The 16,248-nt window shown below is 74.6% G+C and carries 14 protein-coding genes; 4 read left to right on the top strand and 10 right to left on the bottom strand.

All coding sequences use genetic code 11. The features are described from left to right. Positions 1-21 precede the first annotated feature (21 nt). The 7 genes from ABZ721_RS11910 to ABZ721_RS11880 are packed head-to-tail and all read right to left on the bottom strand — an operon-like array spanning position 22 to position 7,053. The gene (locus tag ABZ721_RS11910) at positions 22-1,473 is read right to left on the bottom strand and encodes an APC family permease (protein WP_358788487.1); all 1,452 of its coding nucleotides are present in this window, start codon (positions 1,471-1,473) and stop codon (positions 22-24) included. A gap of 34 nt (positions 1,474-1,507) precedes the next feature. Continuing rightward, complete coding sequence (locus ABZ721_RS11905; RefSeq protein WP_358788486.1) at positions 1,508-2,356, bottom strand: fumarylacetoacetate hydrolase family protein; 849 nt, start codon at positions 2,354-2,356, stop codon at positions 1,508-1,510. Further along, entirely contained in the window at positions 2,349-3,272 is a 924-nt protein-coding gene (locus tag ABZ721_RS11900) for a 3,4-dihydroxyphenylacetate 2,3-dioxygenase (RefSeq protein WP_358788485.1), read from the bottom strand. The genes ABZ721_RS11905 and ABZ721_RS11900 overlap by 8 nt, the downstream gene beginning before the upstream one ends. Continuing rightward, entirely contained in the window at positions 3,265-4,746 is a 1,482-nt protein-coding gene (locus ABZ721_RS11895) for an aldehyde dehydrogenase family protein (RefSeq protein ID WP_358788484.1), read from the bottom strand. Before ABZ721_RS11895 ends, ABZ721_RS11900 begins: the two co-directional genes overlap by 8 nt. A 45-nt stretch (positions 4,747-4,791) precedes the next feature. Next, a complete protein-coding gene (locus tag ABZ721_RS11890) occupies positions 4,792-5,598 on the bottom strand; it encodes an acetoacetate decarboxylase family protein (RefSeq protein ID WP_358788483.1) in 807 nt (268 codons plus the stop codon). 26 nt (positions 5,599-5,624) lie between these two features. Further along, complete coding sequence (locus ABZ721_RS11885; RefSeq protein ID WP_358788482.1) at positions 5,625-6,860, bottom strand: FAD-dependent oxidoreductase; 1,236 nt, start codon at positions 6,858-6,860, stop codon at positions 5,625-5,627. 4 nt (positions 6,861-6,864) lie between these two features. After that, positions 6,865-7,053: a ferredoxin gene (locus ABZ721_RS11880; RefSeq protein WP_358788481.1), complete on the bottom strand. Its 189-nt coding sequence runs from the start codon at positions 7,051-7,053 to the stop codon at positions 6,865-6,867. Positions 7,054-7,319: 266 nt separating this feature from the next. On the opposite strand from ABZ721_RS11880, the gene ABZ721_RS11875 reads away from it, so the two are divergent. Both ABZ721_RS11875 and ABZ721_RS11870 read left to right on the top strand, forming a co-directional pair. Continuing rightward, positions 7,320-8,639, top strand: a complete 1,320-nt coding sequence (locus tag ABZ721_RS11875; protein WP_358788504.1) for a glutamine synthetase family protein — start codon at positions 7,320-7,322, stop codon at positions 8,637-8,639. Between the two features lie 52 nt (positions 8,640-8,691). Further along, the gene (locus ABZ721_RS11870; RefSeq protein ID WP_358788480.1) at positions 8,692-9,984 is read left to right on the top strand and encodes a cytochrome P450; all 1,293 of its coding nucleotides are present in this window, start codon (positions 8,692-8,694) and stop codon (positions 9,982-9,984) included. A 13-nt stretch (positions 9,985-9,997) separates the two neighbouring features. On the opposite strand, the gene ABZ721_RS11865 is transcribed toward ABZ721_RS11870, so the two are convergent. Further along, entirely contained in the window at positions 9,998-10,354 is a 357-nt protein-coding gene (locus tag ABZ721_RS11865; protein ID WP_358788479.1) for a hypothetical protein, read from the bottom strand. 119 nt (positions 10,355-10,473) lie between these two features. Continuing rightward, complete coding sequence (locus tag ABZ721_RS11860) at positions 10,474-11,238, bottom strand: SDR family oxidoreductase (RefSeq protein WP_358788478.1); 765 nt, start codon at positions 11,236-11,238, stop codon at positions 10,474-10,476. Between the two features lie 139 nt (positions 11,239-11,377). On the opposite strand from ABZ721_RS11860, the gene ABZ721_RS11855 reads away from it, so the two are divergent. After that, a complete protein-coding gene (locus ABZ721_RS11855; protein ID WP_358788477.1) occupies positions 11,378-14,668 on the top strand; it encodes a BTAD domain-containing putative transcriptional regulator in 3,291 nt (1,096 codons plus the stop codon). Here ABZ721_RS11855 and ABZ721_RS11850 read toward each other — a convergent pair. Then, positions 14,637-15,017 carry a helix-turn-helix domain-containing protein gene (locus ABZ721_RS11850; protein WP_358788476.1) on the bottom strand — a complete coding sequence of 127 codons (381 nt, stop codon included), beginning with the start codon at positions 15,015-15,017 and terminating at the stop codon, positions 14,637-14,639. The two genes, ABZ721_RS11855 and ABZ721_RS11850, sit on opposite strands and share 32 nt — an antisense overlap. Before the next feature lie 190 nt (positions 15,018-15,207). Between ABZ721_RS11850 and ABZ721_RS11845 the strand changes: the two genes are divergently transcribed. Continuing rightward, positions 15,208-16,176, top strand: coding sequence for an NADP-dependent oxidoreductase (locus ABZ721_RS11845; protein ID WP_358788475.1), 969 nt, complete (start codon positions 15,208-15,210; stop codon positions 16,174-16,176). The last annotated feature ends 72 nt before the right edge of the window (positions 16,177-16,248 follow it).

The following is a 16,248-nucleotide window of genomic DNA, read 5'->3' as shown; positions in this document are numbered from 1 at the left end:
TGACCAGCATGTCGTTCGGGGTCAAAGTGTACGTCGGCGGGTGAGCAGGGACAGGCCCGCGCAGAGCACGAACACCGCGGGCACGCACACCGCCAGCCAGGTGGCCGTCACGGCGTCGCCCCCGATGAGCGTGGTGAAGTTGGCCAGGATGAGCCAGATCGCGCCCGCGATGCCGGCCGCCGCGAGCGCCGGGGCGAGCCGGGTCGGACCGAGCCGGGTGTCGGAGCGCTCCCGGCGGAAGTACACGATCACCGAGACCGAGGTCAGCAGGTACAGCAGGGTGATGGCGAGCACGGCCAGGCCGCTGAACCAGGAGAAGAGCGCGAGCACCGGGTCCTTCCCGGCCACCGCGAAGGCGCCGACGAGCAGCACCGCCGTCGTGCTCTGCACGGTGCCCGCGACCCACGGCGAGCGGTGCCGGTTGAGCGAGCAGACCGGCCGCGGCAGCAGGCCGTCGCGGCTGAGCGCGTAGAAGTAGCGGTTCGCGGAGTTGTGGAACGCCAGGATGCCGGCGAACAGCGAGGTGGCCAGCAGGAACGGCAGCACGTCCCCGGCCCAGCTCCCCAACCGCGCCGCCACCGGGGAGAAGACGAAGTCCGTCGAGTCGCCGCTGTCCAGGGCCTTTCCCGCGGCGGCGGCGCTGCCCGACGCCCCGTACGACGCGATCAGCATCCAGGAGGTGAAGGTGAAGAATACGGTGACCACGGCCACCGCCAGATACGTGGCGCGGGGGACGGTCCTGCGCGGGTCGCGCGCCTCCTCGCCGTAGATCGCGGTGGCCTCGAAGCCGAGCATCGAGGCGAGCGCGAAGACCAGGGCGACCCCCGGCGCGCCGTCGAGCGCCGCCCCCGGCGAGAAGCTGTCCGCCGGCGCGAGCCCCTCGGGGCCGCCGCCCTTGAAGAGCGTGACGAGGCCGAAGACCAGCAGGATGCTGAACTCGGCGGTGACGAACACGGCCAGGATCTTCGCGCCGAGCTCGACGCCGAAGGCCCCGAGCGCCTGGACGACGGCCATCGTCAGCAGCGCCCACGCCCACCAGGGCACGTCCCAGCGCAGGTAGTGGTCGGCGAGCCCGTTCACCACGGACCCGTACAGCCCGTACATGGCGCACTGGACGGTGGTGTAGGCCAGCAGCGCCACGCCCGCGCTGCCGGTGCCGGCGGCCGGGCCGAGCCCCTTGCCGATGTAGGTGTAGAACGCTCCCGCGTCCACGACGTAGCGCCCCATGGCGACGAAACCGACCGAGAACAGCAGGACGATGCCCCCGGCCACCGCGTAGGCGACCGGTGTGCCGGGGCCGTTGCCGACGGCGACCGAGATCGGGACGGCTCCGGCGATCCCGGTGAGCGGGGCCTGCGCCGACAGGACGAAGAAGACGATGCCCAGGACGCCCAGGGCGTCCCGCTTGAGGGTGCGGGTCGCGGTGGACGCCTCGTCGCCGGTGACCGGACCGTCGGCCGGGTGGGTTCTCATGCCGCTCACCTCGCGTTCGGATACGGGGGACGGGTCAGGGCCGCCGGGGGGCTCTGACCCCGCGGAACTCCCAGTCGCCGCCGAGGGCCGTCGAGACGACCTCCTCCGAGGCGGTGGGCTGGGCGCCGCAGTCGGCACGGACCGGCACCGGCCCGGTGACGATGTGGTTGGTGAGCCGGCCCAGGCCCTCGACCTCGACCTCGACGACGTCACCGGGCTCCACCGGACGGGAGTTGGCCGGGGTGCCGGACAGCAGCACGTCGCCGGGGTGCAGGGTGATGGTGCGGGCGATGTCGGCGACGAGGTAGTGCATGTCCCAGCGCATCTCGTCGGTGGACCCGTCCTGCACCACCTTGCCGTTGACGTGGGTGCGCAGGTACTTGTGGCGGAAGTCCCAGCCGGTGACCAGCCCCGGGCCCAACGGGCACAGGGTGTCGGAGCCCTTGACGCGGAGCATGGAGCCGGCATCGGTGTCCCGGAAGTCGTGCAGCCCGTAGTCGTTGCCGATGGTGTAGCCGGCGATGTACCCGGCGGCGTCCTCCGGCGCGATGTTGCGGCAGGTGGCGCCGATGACGATGGCCACCTCGCCCTCGTAGTTGAGGTACCGGCAGCCCGCGGGCCGCACGACGGCGCCGCCGTGCGAGTTGAGGGCGGAGGTCGGCTTGTGGAAGTAGGTGGGGGTCGCGGCCGGGGTGGTCCGGAACTCCTCCGCGCGGCTGCGGTGGTTGAGGTGCACCGCGACGATCTTGCCGGGGGTGACGGGCGGCAGGTGGTGGGCCGCGTCGGCGGGTACGCGGCGGCCGTCGGGGGCGACGAGTTCCCCGTCTTCCAGGACGACCTGGACGACGGCGCCGTCCAGCAGGATGCGGCGGAGTTCAGGCATGGTCGGCCTCCGGTTCGGTGGCGGGCGCGGGGGGCCGGGTCCAGCCGCCGGCCGGGCGGTCGAACCACAGGTGGACCTGGCCGGTGCCGATGGAGTTCTCGTACGCCCCGTACTGCCGGGCGGGCGCCGTGCAGCGCTCCTCGCCCAGCGCCCCGGCCAGCATCAGGTAGTGGCCGAACCGGGCTTCCGGCCGGTAGCGGTAGAACTCCGCCATGGTGCCCAGGACCCGGTCGTGGCGGCCCTGGCGGAACCAGTCGATGCGCTGCTCGTCGGCCGCGCGGGCCTCGGCGGTGAAGATGTGCGACGGGTCGCTGCTCTCGTGGTCGCGCAGCCGCCGCAGCGGCCAGAAGGTGTGCGACAGGGCGCCGGAGGCGAGGACGAGCACCCTGCGGTCGGTGGCGGCGATCCCGTCGGCGAGCGCCCGGCCCAGCCGCAGGTGGTCCTCGCCGTCACCGGTCTGGCAGACGCCGATACTCATCCACCGCTTGTCGGGCAGGCCTTCGCCGAGGAACTTCCACAGGTTGACGGTCGCGTAGTGGACGGGCAGGTACGGATCGTCGACGGGCGTGATCCAGGTGTTGTGCTTGTCGGCGAACGCGGCGACCGAGCGGGCGAGTTCGGGGTCGCCGGGGAAGTCGTAGGGCATGCGGCACATGCCGCGCGGCAGCTCTTCGGAGGTGAACAGCCCGGCGCGCCGGGCGTGGGCGGTGATCACGAACTCCACGGTGGTGGCCCAGTGCGAGTCCAGGACGACGACGGTGTCGTAGTCCAGGGAGTCGAAGACGTCCCGGCGCAGCTGCCGCAGGCCGGGCACGAGGGTGATCTCGCGGCCCTCGTTCAGTTCGCGCCGGTCCGCCTCCGGCAGCACGATGGTGGGCACGTGCGCGAGCAGGCCCGCGCCGACGATCTCACCCATGGTCGGTCCATCCCTCCGGCGCGGTCACGGTGTTCTTGAGGTCGCAGTAGAAGTCGAAGCTCCACGTCCCGCCCTCCCGGCCGATGCCGGACCGGCGGGAGCCGCCGAAGGGGGCCCGCAGGTCGCGGACGAAGAAGCAGTTGGTCCAGACGGTGCCGGCGACCAGCCGGTCCGCGACCCGCCGGGCCCGCTCCCGGTCGCCGGTGGCCACGGTGGCGGCCAGGCCGAAGCGGGTGCCGTTGGCGAGGGCGACGGCCTCGTCCTCGGTGTCGAAGGTCTGCAGCGTCAGGACCGGGCCGAAGACCTCCTCCTGGACGATCTCGGCGTCCTGGGCCACGTCGGTGAGCAGGGTGGGGCGGTAGTACAGGCCGCCGAGCCCGGGGTGCGGGCCGCCGCCGATCACGGCGCGGGCGCCGGCGTCCAGGGCGCGCCGGACGAAGCCGTCGATCCGCTCCAGCTGGCGGCGGTGGATGGTGGGCCCGATGTCGGTGGCCTCCTCGCGCGGGTCGCCCTGCCGCAGCCGTGCGGCCCGTTCGGTGAAGCGGCGCAGGAACGCGTCGGCGACTGCGGACTGCACGAGCAGCCGGGTCGCGGCCAGGCAGACCTGCCCGGCGTTGTCGTACTGCTCCACGGCCAGGTCGGCGGCGAGGTCCAGGTCCGCGTCGGCGAAGACCAGCAGCGGGGACTTGCCGCCCAGCTCCAGGCTGACCGGCGTGAGGTGGGCGGCGGCCGCGGCGGCGACGTGGCGGGCGGTGGCGACGGAGCCGGTGAAGCTGATCCGCCGGACGCCGGGGTGCGAGACGAGGGCGTCGCCGGCCTCGGCCCCGTACCCCTGGAGCACGTTGAGCACGCCGGGGGGCAGTCCGGCGCCGGCGGCGATGTCGGCCAGCAGGGAGGCGGTCAGCGGGGACCACTCGGCGGGTTTGAGGACGACGGTGTTGCCGGCGGCGAGCGCCGGGGCGATCTTCCAGGTGGCCAGCATGAGCGGGGCGTTCCACGGGGTGATGAGCGCGCAGGGTCCCGCCGGGTCCCAGGAGACCCGGTTGGTGTGGCCGCGGGTGTCGAACTCCGCGTGCTCCAGCTCCAGCAGCCGGTCGGCGAAGAACCGGAAGTTGTGCGCCACGCGGGGCAGCACGCCGCGGCGGTGGGAGCGCAGCAGGGCGCCGTTGTCGTGCGTCTCGACCAGGGCCAGATCCTCGCGCCGCTTGTCCACCCCGTCGGCGACGGCGTGCAGGACGCGGGCCCGTTCGGCGCGCGGGGTGGCGGCCCAGTCTGGGAAGGCCGCGGCGGCGGCCCCCACCGCCGCCGCGGCTTCGGAGGCCCCGCCCCGGGCGATCTCGGCGAGCGGGGCGCCGTCGATGGGGGAGTGGTCGGTGAAGGTGGCGGCCGAGGCCACGCGGTGGCCGCCGATCCAGTGCCGGGTGTCGACGGGGACGTCCGCGACCAGGGCGGTCGTCGTCGGGGGTCGGGCCATGGGGATCCTCCGGTGGCGGGGGTCGGGTCCAGGGAGCGGCAGCGCCTACCGGGCGCCGGAGGTGCCCGATTCGAGCAGCCGTCCGCCGTCCCAGACCACGCCGACCTGCCGGTAGTACGCGCCGATCGGCTCGTCGACGCGCAGCCGGGCGAGTTCCTCGGTCGGCGCCTCGAACAGGGTGAGTTCCGCGTCGGCCGCCCAGGGCGGGCCGCCCTCGAACGACGCGGCGCCGGACTCGATCAGCTCGTCCAGCGCCAACCCCTTGCCCTTCTCGATCGACGGCAGCCAGCGGTGGTGCAGCATGGGGTGGCCGTTGACGAAGCCGCCGCCGGCCGACGGTTCGCGCAGCGTGGCCACGACCTCGGCCAGCCGCCGGTCGGCCGCCGCGAGGGTCGCGCCGAACCGGGCGCCGGCCTCGACGCACGGGGCCGGCCCGTACGGGTGCGGGCGCGTCAGGTGGATCGAGCCGAGCTTCTTCGGGTAGCCCTGGTGCAGGCCGCGGGCGATCGCGAAGTCCTTGTCGACCCAGATGTAGACGCAGCGCGAGTAGGTGCGGCCCCGGTAGGAGCAGCGGACCACGGCGAACGTCTCCTTGTACTGCGCGCGGACCGGGTCGAGCAGTTCCGCGCCGCCGTCGGCGCAGGACTGCCAGTCGGCCCAGATCAGCGCCACCGCGCCCGGGTCCTCGGCCGCGGGCTCCAGCGGCTCGGGCAGCAGTTCGCGGACCCGGGCGGGGTCGGTGCGGTACTCGACGGTGAGCAGGTCGCCGGAGTACCGCCACGGGGGAGCGGGAACGAGGGACGCGGCGCCGGTGGCCGTCTTGGGGTGGAACCAGCCGCGCACAGGGGACACGGTGTCTCCTCGGTCGAAGGGGCGGGTCACGCGGCGGCGGGCCGGTGGAGCAGCGCGGCCCGGAAGCCGGCCGCCTTGGCGGCGGCGGCCGGCCCGCCGATCGCGGCCACGCCGACCAGCCGCCCTGCGGCGTAGTAGCCGATCAGCAGGTCCTGGCCGGGGCCGTGCTCCAGGACCCGGGCGTCGGCCGCGCCCAGCGCGGGAGCGCCGAAGGACTGCAGGCGGCAGTCGTACTGGTCGCTCCAGAAGGACGGCAGGGGTGTGAACGGCGCGTCGTCCCGCGGCAGCCGCCGGGGTCCGCCGGCCAGCCCGTCCACCAGGGTCCGTGCGGCGTGCTTGGCGCAGTCCCCGGGGATCGACCAGTGCTCGACCCGGCGCGGCACCTCGTCGTAGCGGGCGTTGGGGAAGCGGGCGACGTCGCCGACGGCGACCACGTGCGGCAGGCCGCCGGCCCGCAGCCGCGCGTCGCAGAGTACGCCGTCGGACAGGTCGAGGCCGTTGCCGTCGAGCCATTCGGTGTTGGCGACCGAGCCGATCGCCTCCACCACCACGTCGGCGGCCAGTTCGGTCCCGTCGTCCAGGACGACGCCGGTGATCCGGCCGGTGTCGTCCGGGCCGCTGCCGGTGAAGCGCTCGACGGTGCGGCCGAGGGCGAAGGTCACGCCGTGCTCGCGGTGGCGCCGCAGCACGTCGGCGGCGAGCACGTCGCCCAGCGCGCGCACCAGCGGCAGCGGTTCCGGCTCGACGACGGTCACCCGCACCCCGAGGCCGCGGGCGGTGGCCGCGACCTCGCAGCCGATGAAGCCGGCCCCGACGACGACCAGGCGCACCCCCGAGGCGCTGAGTTCAGCGCGCAGCGCCTGGGCGTCGTCGAGCGTCCGGACGGTGTACCGCCCACTGCCGGGACCGCTCGGGCCGGGGCAGCGCAGCCGGCGCGGGCGGATTCCGGTGGCGATCACCAGACCGTCGAAGGTGATGCTCGCGCCGTCGGCGAGCTCCAGGGTGCGGTCGTGCAGCCGGGCCGAGGCGACGGCGGTGCCCAGCCGCCAGATGACGGCGGCGGCGGCCTTGGGACGGAAGGCCAGCGCGCTGAAGGGCGCGCGGCCCGCGAGGGCCTCCTTGGACAGCGGGGGCCGGTTGTAGGGCATGCGGGACTCGTCCCCGATGGCGACGATCTCGCCGGTCCAGCCGGCGCCGCGCACCTGTTCCGCGGCGCGCAGCCCGCCGAGCGACGCGCCGGCGATCGCGATCCGGCCGGTCACGGGGTCAGCCCTCGACCGTGATGGCCTGGAGCGGGCACACGTCCGCGGCGTCCTCGACGTCCTCGCGCAGCGCCTCGTCGACCTCGTCGGCGTGCACGAGGTGGCCCTCCTCGTCGAGGCGGAACACGTCGGGGGCGGAGAAGACGCACTGGCCGTGGTCCTGGCACCTGGTCCGGTCGACGGTGACCCGCATGCGGTCCTCCCGGGGAATTCGTTTGGTCTCAAACAAATTACGTCGGGCTCCCCGCGGGGTCAAGACCCGTGCGCGGTACGGCCATAGCCCTTGCGCGGCACGGGTATCGGCCGCGCGCGACCCCTTGCGGAGCGCTGCGCCGCTATCTATCGTTTGGGGTCAAATAATAGAGCCGGGTCCTGCCGTTCCGGCCGCACGCCGTCCGTTCCCGCCCGTCCGAGGAGCCGCTGGTGAGTGCCGACCACCCTTCCGAGGTCCAACAGCACATGGAGCGGCTCACCGTCCAGGGCATCGACACGGTGCGGGTGGCCTACCCCGACCTGCTGGGCAACGACCGGGCCCGGGACATCCTGCTCGACCAGCTGCCCGGCGCCTGCGGCCACGGCCTCACCTTCTGCCGGGCGGTCTACCACACCACCCCGCGCGGCGGTGTGGTCCCGATCCCCGGCGGGCTCGACGCGGGCCTGCCCGACGTCCTCGTCCACCCCGATCTGGCCACCCTGGTCGCGCTGCCGTGGGAGCCCGGCGTCGCCTCCTGCCTCGCCGACGTCACCGACCCCGCCACCGGCGCCTTCGCCCCCGAGTCCCCGCGCGACCTGCTGCGGTCCGTGCTCGCCCGGTGCGCGGAAGGGGGACTGCGGCCGGTCGTCGGGCCCGAACTGGAGTACTTCCTGTGCGAGCCGGCCCCGGGCACCCCGACCGGCTGGCGCCGCTACGGCGAGGCCGCCGGCAACGTCTACTCCGCCGGCCTGCGCGGCGACCCCGACGGCCACCTCCTGCGCACCCTGCGCCACCTGCGGGACCTCGGCCTCGGCGTCCTCGCGGGCAACCACGAGTTCTGCAGCGGCCAGTTCGAGATCAACCTCGCCCACTCCGGGGCGCTCGACGCCGCAGACCGGGCGTTCCGCTTCAAGACCGCCGTCAAGGAACTGGCGCGCCTGGAGGGCAGGCTCGCCACGTTCATGGCCCGCCCCTTCAACGACGAGGGCGGCTCCGGCTTCCACCTCCACCTGTCCGGGCTGGACGACACCGACGGCAACACCTTCGACCAGCCCGCCGCCCCGTACGGGCTGTCCGACACCGCCCGCCACGCCCTCGCCGGGCTGCTCGCCCACGCGCCGGCGCTGACCGCGCTGCTCAACCCGACCGTGAACTCCTACAAGCGCTTCGGCCCCGACACCCTCGCCCCGTGGCTCATCGACTGGGGCCTGGACAACCGCAGCGCCATGGTCCGCGTCCCGCCGGAGCGCGGCGCGGGCGCCCGGCTGGAACTGCGGCTGGGCGACGCGAGCGCCAACCCGTACCTGGCCGTCGCCGCCACCCTCGCCGCCGCCCTGCTCGGCATCCGCGACGGCCAGGAGCCGCCGGAACCGCTCGACGGCTACGGCTACGACGCCGCCAAGTCCCCCCAGCTGCCTGCCGACCTGCCGGCCGCGCTCGACGCGCTGGAGGCCGACAAGGCCCTCGCCGGCGTGCTCGGAACGGACTTCACCACCGTCTTCCTCGCCTACAAGCGCGACGAGGCCGACCGCTTCCACCACCACGTCACCGACTGGGAGTTCGGCGAGTACGCCTACTTCCTGTGACGGCTCGGCCGAACCCGCCGCGCCGCCCGACCACCCGCATTGGGGGCACCCCATGGCCGACACCGCGCCGACCAGCGTCGGCGACCTGCCGGAGCCGATGGCACTGAAGGAGGTGGACCTCTGCGACCACGACAACTTCCTCGACGGCGTCACCCCGTGGCGGATGTTCCACACCCTGCGCCACGAGGACCCCGTCCACTGGCAGCCGGAACCCGCGCCCAACAGCGGCTTCTGGGCCGTGACCCGCCACCGCGACATCGTCCGCGTCGACCGCGACCCGGAGACGTTCACCTCGTCCCGGTTCACCAACCTGGAGGAGGTGGACGACGACCAGATCGCCATCCGCCGCTCCCTGCTGGAGACCGACGGCCTGCGCCACACCGCGCTGCGCCGGCTGCTGCAGAAGCAGTTCACCCCGAAGGCGGTGGCCGCGTACGGCGAGTTCCTGCGCAGCCTGACCATCCGCACCCTCGACGCGGCGCTGCCCAAAGGACGGTTCGACTTCGTCGAGGAGATCGCCGCCGACTTCCCGATCAACGTCCTCGCCCGCATGCTCGGCGTCCCCGACGGCGACACCCGGCAGCTCATCGACTGGGGCAACCGCATCATCGGCAACACCGACCCCGACTACGCCGACGTCCTGCTCGACAGCGCCGAGAGCGAGCGCTACCGCAACCTGCCCTTCCGCAGCCCCGCCGCCGAGGAGGTCTTCGCCTACGGCCGCGAACTGGCGGAGCTGCGCCGCGACGGCGACGGCACCGACCTGGTCAGCCATCTGGTCAACCAGGTCCCGCAGGACGGGGTGCCGCTGTCGAAGGAGGACTTCGACAACTACTTCCTGCTCCTGGTCGTCGCCGGCAACGAGACCACCCGGCACTCCATCTCGCACTCCATGCTCGCCCTGATCGACCACCCCGCGCAGCTGGCGAAGCTGAAGGACGACCCGTCGCTGATCCCCGACGCGGTCGAGGAGTTCCTGCGCTGGGCCTCGCCGGTCTACCACTTCCGCCGCACGGCGACCCGCGACACCGAGCTGGCCGGCCGGCCCATCCGGGAGGGCGACAAGGTCGTGCTGTGGTTCGCCTCCGGCAACCGCGACGAGGAGGTCTTCGACCGCCCCTACGACTTCGACGTCACCCGGCGCGACAACGACCACGTCGCGTTCGGCAAGGGGAGCCCGCACTTCTGCCTGGGCAACTCCCTCGCCCGCCTGGAGATCCGGACCATGTTCGAGGAACTGCTGCCCCGCATCGCGAGCGTCCGCCGCGTCGGCGACGTCCCGCGGGTGCGCTCGAACTTCGTCAACGGCATCAAGAGGCTGCCCGTCGAGGTCACGCTCGCCTGACGCGTCCGGGAGTTCAGGGGCGCATGTCGCTGTGCCCGCAGATCCAGGCGAGCGCGTCGTGCACGCCCTGGGTGAAGTCGCGCGGGGTCGTGCGCTGGGCGGCGTCCGCCAGCTGCACCGCCGCGGCGTCGACCTCGGCCGTCAGCTGCGGCAGGTCCGGTGCCCCCTCGGTCGGGGCGCCGGTGATCGGGGCCGGATTCCCCCGGCCCAGCGCCCACAGGTAGCCCGTCAGCGCGCCCCGGGAGAGCTGCGTCTGCTGGGTCGGCCCGGCCCCGACGGCCTCCAGGGCCCGGAAGGCCTGCTCGACCTCGGGAAGTTTCCGGGTGCCGACCATCTCTTTCTCGTGCCGCCCTGCGTTGGGAAGAGTCATACCTGTACGTATGTCCCTTTCCGCGCCACTGATGTGTCCGGCGGGGGAGCGCGTTCCGGATGGCGCAATCCGCGCCCTCGGGCACCCGGCGGAACCGGGCGCCCGGCAGCGGGCCCGCTCTAGGACCGCGGCACCGCCACGTGCTGGCCGAGGCCGCCGTCGACATGCAGCTTCACCCCGGTGGAGAACGTCGCGTCGACGGCGAGGAACAGGGCCGCGCGGGCGACCTCGTCGGAGGTGCCGTGGCGCCGCATCGGGGTGACGGCGTCGCCGAGCGCGTGGAACGCCGCCCGCTCCTCGGCGGACAGGCCGGTGGCGCCGGCGGTCGGGGTGTCGATGAAGCCGGGGCTGACGGCGTTGACCCGGATGCCCCGGCCGACGAGTTCGGTGGCGAGCACCTGGGCGAAGGACCACAGCGCGGACTTGGTGCCCGAGTAGACGGCCATGCCCGCGGTGCCGGTGGTGTCGGCGACGGAGGTGGTGAAGACGATCGAGCCGCCCTCGCGCAGCAGCGGGCTCAGCCGCTGCACCGTGAAGAACGCGCCCTTGGTGTTGACGGCGAACTGGCGGTCGTAGGACTCCTCGGTGGCGGACTCGACCGACCCCGGCTCCGCGATGCCCGCGTTGACGAAGAGGTGGTCCACGTGCCCGAACTTCTGCTCGACCGTCGCCCCCAGAGCGGCGATGTCCGCCAGGTCCGCCGTGTCCGAGCGCACCACGTGCGCCCCCGGACCCAGCTCGGTCCTCGCCTGCGCCAGATTGCGCTCGTTGCGGCCGGTCACCAGGACCTCCGCGCCGCCCTCGACGAGGCGCTTGGCGATGGCCAGCCCCATCCCCGTGCTGCCGCCGGTGATGACGGCCTTCTTGCCCGCGTACATGCTCATGTGCTGCTGCTCCTCGGTGAGTTCCCGCCCCCTGCGGGCCGGTGACGACCACGGTGCGCGACGGCGCTGACGGTCTCCTGACGGTTTGCTGCGGGCCCGCCGGCGACGGGTCCCGGACGGGCCGGGTTAGGGTCGCGGCATGCGTTTCGGGGTGCTCGGTCCACTGGCGGTCTGGGACGACCGGGGGACCGTGGTCCGGGTGCCCGAGCTGAAGGTCCGGGCGCTGCTGGCGGACCTGCTGGTGCACGAGGGGCGGCCGGTCCCGGCCGACCGGCTCATCGACGACCTGTGGGGCGCCCGGCCACCCGGCCGTGCCGCCAACGCTCTCCAGGCGAAGGTCTCCCAGCTGCGCCGCGTCGTGGGCCGCGACCTGGTGGTGCACCAGCCGGCCGGCTACTCGCTGCGCGTCGAGGACGGTGACGTGGACGCGGGCCGGTTCCGGGCACTGCTGGCGCGGGTGCCCGCCGCCGGCGGCCCACGGGCCCGGGCCGCCCTGCTGACCGAGGCGCTGCGGCTGTGGCGCGGCCCGGCGGCGTACGCGGACCTCGCCGACGAGGAGTTCGTGCGCACGGCGGCCGGGCAGCTGGCGGAGCAGCGGCTGGCCGCGCTGGAGGAACAGGCCGAGCTGCGGCTGGAGCTGGGCGGGCACGGCCCGCTCGTCGCGGAGCTCGGCGCCCTCGTCGAACAGCATCCGCTGCGGGAGCGGCTGCGCGCGGTACAGCTGCGGGCGCTGTACCGGGCGGGCCGGCAGGGCGAGGCCCTCGCCGCGTACCGCGACCTGCGCGACCGGCTCGCCGAGGAGCTGGGTCTCGACCCGGGCCCGGGGCTGGTCGCGCTGCACCGGTCGATCCTCACCCGCGCCCCGGAGCTGGACGCGACGGAGCCGGCCGGTGCCGCATCCGGTGCGGAACCCGGCGCGGGCCCGCGCACCAATCTGCCCGCTCCGCTGACCGAACTCGTCGGCCGGGAGGAGTCGGTGGCCGCCGCCGCGTCCCTGCTCGGGGCCGGGCGGCTGGTGACGCTCACCGGGCCCGGCGGCGTCGGCAAGACCCGGCTCGCGATCGAGACCGCCGCCCGGGTCGCCGACGCGTTCCCCGACGGCGTCTGGATCGTCGAACCCACCGGTCGGCAGGCGGCCGAAACGGGCGCCGGAAGCGCCGAGCTCGCCGAGACGATCGCCACCACGCTGGGCCTGCGCGACGACACGGCCGCGGGCTTCCCCGGACCCTCCGTCGTCCGGGCCGCCCCCGCCGACCGGCTCGCGGCGGCGCTGCGCGACCGCACCGTCCTGCTGGTCCTGGACAACTGCGAGCCGGCGATCGAGGCCGTAGCCGAGCTGGCGGACGTCCTGCTGCGCAGCGCGCCCGGGCTGCGCGTCCTGGCCACCAGCCAGGAGCCGCTGGGGCTGGCCGGTGAGGTGCTCCGGAGCGTCGAACCGCTGCGACCCACCGAGGCCGTGCGGCTCTTCACCGCCCGCGCCGCGGCCGCGGCGCCCGGGTTCGTGCTCGACACCGCCAACACCGCCGCCGTCGAGGTGATCTGCCGCCGGCTCGACGGCATCCCGCTCGCGCTGGAGCTGGCGGCGACCCGCGTGCGGGCGCTCGGCGTGCACCAGCTGGCGGACCGGCTGGACGACCGCTTCCGCGTCCTGACCGGCGGCCACCGGGGCGCCCCGGCGCGCCAGCGGACGCTGCGGGCCGTGATCGAGTGGAGCTGGGAGCTGCTGACCGCCCCCGAGCGCGTCGTACTGCGCCGGCTGGCCGCGCACACCGACGGCTGCACGCTGCAGGCCGCCGAGGCGGTCTGCCCGGGCGACGGGGTCAGGGCGGAGGACGTGCTCGACCTGCTGGTCCGGCTCGTCGGACGGTCCCTCGTCGTCATGACCCCGGAACCGGAGCCGGCGGGCCCGCGCTACCGGCTGCTCGAATCGATCGCCGCCTACGGCACCGAGCGCCTGCACGAGACGGCCGACCTCGACTCCGTACGGGACCGGCACCTGGCGTACTACACCGACCTCGCCGAGCGGGCCGGGCCGCACCTGCGCGGTCCGCAGCAGGGCCGCTGGCTGCGCCGGCTCGACGCCGAGACCGGCAACCTGCGAGCCGCCCTCGCGACCGCGCTCCGGCGGAGGACGGCCGACGAGGCGCTGCGCCTGACCTCCGCGCTGTCCTGGTACTGGCTGCTGCGCGGCCGCCTCGGCGAGGCCCGCCGATCGCTGCACGCCGCGCTGGCGGCCGGGGAGCACGGCTCAGGACCGGCCGCGCTCCGGGCCGAAGTCGGCGCCCTGCACGCCGGGTTCGCCCTGCTGACGGGGGAGCGGACGCCGCTGCCCGGCTACGAGGGGATCACCGACCCCGGCCGCCGGGCCGCGGCCCAGTGGTTCCACGCCCACGCCCTGTTCAACGCCGGTGACCTGGCCGCCAGCGAGGACCTCACCGACCGGGCGCTGGCGGGGTTCCGCGCCCACCAGGACCGATGGGGCATCGCCGCGGCGCTCGGGCTGCGCGCGACGCACCGGCTGATCCGCGGCGACATGGCGGCGGTGCGCCGCGACGGTGAGCGCAGCGCGGAGCTGTTCGCCGAACTCGGCGACCGGTGGGGCCGGTTGCGCGGCGTCTCGCCGCTCGCCGCCCGCGCCGAGGTGCACGGCGACTACGCGACGGCCGCGCGCCTGCTGGAGGACGGCCTGCGGATGGCGGAGGAGCTGGGGCTGGCGGCCGAGGTCTCCTACCAGCTGTCGGGGCTGGGCAGGATCGCGCTGCTGACCGGGGACACGGACCGGGCGCGGGAGCTGCACGAGCGGGCGCGGCGGCTCGCCGTCGCATCGGGCTTCAAATTCGGTGAGATCCACGCGTCGATGGGCCTCGCCCTGGGCGCCCGCCGGCAGGGGGAACTGGCCACCGCGGAAGCCCTCTTCCGGCGGATCCGGGAGTGGTACGCGACGGTCTCCTCGGAGGCGGGCAACGCGTTCGTCCTCGCCGAGCTGGGCTTCGTGGCCGAACTGCGCGGCGACGCGGCCGCCGCCCGGACCCTGCACGCCGAGGGGCTCGCCGTCGCCCGCCTCGTCGGCGATCCGCGGGCGGTCGCGCTGGCGCTGGAGGGGCTGGCGGGCGCCGAGGCCCTGTCCGGTCGCGCCGATCACGCCGCCGCGCTGCTGGGCGCGGCGGACGCCGCGCGCCGGGCCGCGGGTGCGCCGCTGCCCGCCGCGGAGCGCGGCGACGTCGACCGCGTCACGCGGTCGGCGCAGGCCGTCCTGGGCGCGGAGGCGTTCACCGGCGCGTTCCGGCGCGGCGCCGCGCTGGGAGCGGACGCGTGGGCGGACCCGTTGCCGGAGGAGGGCGGGGGCCCGGCCGCAGGCATCGTCCCGGACCCGGGTGCCGTCCCGGTGCCGGCCGCGCTCAGGAGCAGCCGGCCGTCGCGTCCGGTCTGACCGTGTCCAGGTGGGTCTCCACCCAGGCGCGCAGCACGCCGAGCGGCACGGCGACGCCGCGCCCCAGCTCCGTCAGCGCGTACTCCACGTGCAGCGGAACGGCCGGGTAGACCGTGCGGTCGACGAACCCGCTGTCCTCCAGCCGCCGCAGGGTGCTGGTCAGGACCTTGGGGCTGATGCCCTGCAGGCGTCGCTGCAGCGCGCCGAAGCGCTGCGGCCCCTCCTCCATCGCGCCGATCGCCAGCGCCGTCCACTTGTTGGCCAGCAGGTCCAGCACGTCGCGGCACGGGCACAGCGCGGCGTAGACGTCGTGCTGTGCGTGGTTGCCTGTCGTGCACGCGATGGTCATGAGTACTGCCTTCTCTGTCGCGGAGGGTGCGGCGACACGCCGTACGTGCTGCCCTTCACCGCTCCCACCTGTATTGCTTTCCAAAAGATAGTAGTGGCCCTTGCAGGTAACCACTACCCGCTGGGTAGCGTCCGGCGCGTATGGATCACCGGTCGGCGCCGTGGGCGCCGACCCGCACCGGGAGCACCAGATGAACGAGAAGCCGACCATGCGCGCGATCACCCAGGACGCCTTCGGCGGCCCGGAGGTGCTGCGCCTCGCCGAGCTGCCGCGCCCGGAGCCGGTGCCGCACGAGGTGCTGGTGCGGGTGCACGCCGCCGGGGTCAACCCGGTGGACTGGAAGTCCCGCGAGGGCGGCGGCATGGCCGGCGCCCTGGGCGCGCCGCCGTTCGTCCTGGGCTGGGACGTCTCGGGCGTGGTGGAGCAGGTGGGATTCGGCGTGCACACGCTGGAGGTGGGCGACGAGGTGTACGGGATGCCGCTGTTCCCCCGCGAGGCCGGCGCGTACGCCGAGTACGTGACCGCCCCGGCCCGGCACTTCGCCCGCAAGCCCGCCACGCTCGACCACGACCACGCCGCCGCGGTGCCCCTCGCCGCCCTGACCGCCTGGCAGGCGCTGACCGTCACCGCCGGCCTCGCCGCCGGGCAGCGGGTGCTGGTCCATGGCGCGGCCGGCGGGGTGGGGCACTTCGCCGTGCAGGTCGCCAAGCACCTGGGCGCGCACGTCATCGGCACCGCGTCGGCGCCGAAGCACGCCTGGCTGCGCGAGCTGGGGGCCGACGAGGTGGTCGACTACACCGCGGTCCGCTTCGAGGACGTGGTGCACGACGTCGACGTCGTCCTCGACCTGGTCGGTGACGAGCACGACCGGACGAGCACCCGCTCACTGGGCACGCTGCGCGCGGGCGGCGTCCTCGTCGCCGTCCCGTCCGGCGTCTCGCCCGCGCTGGTGCAACAGGCGCGCGAGCGCGGGGTGCGGGCCGCCGCCTACCTCGTCGAGCCCGACGGGGAGTCCCTGGCCACGATCGCCGGACTGATCGACCAGGGCGTGCTCGCCGTCGAGGTCGAGGACGTCCTCCCGCTGGCGGAGGCCGCCGAGGCGCAGCGCCGCGGTGAGCGCGGCCGGACCCGGGGCAAGCTCACCCTGCACATCGCCTAAGGGGAACAAAGGGTCGGCGGCGCATTCACCGCGTTCGTCAACCCTTAGGAATGGCAAGGGCAAGGGGGAGGG

This window comes from Streptomyces sp. NPDC006733 (genome assembly GCF_040636125.1).
Classification (GTDB): Bacteria; Actinomycetota; Actinomycetes; order Streptomycetales; family Streptomycetaceae; genus Actinacidiphila.
The sequence above is the reverse complement of the archived record's forward strand: the minus strand, read 5'-3'. Positions and strand labels throughout refer to the sequence as shown.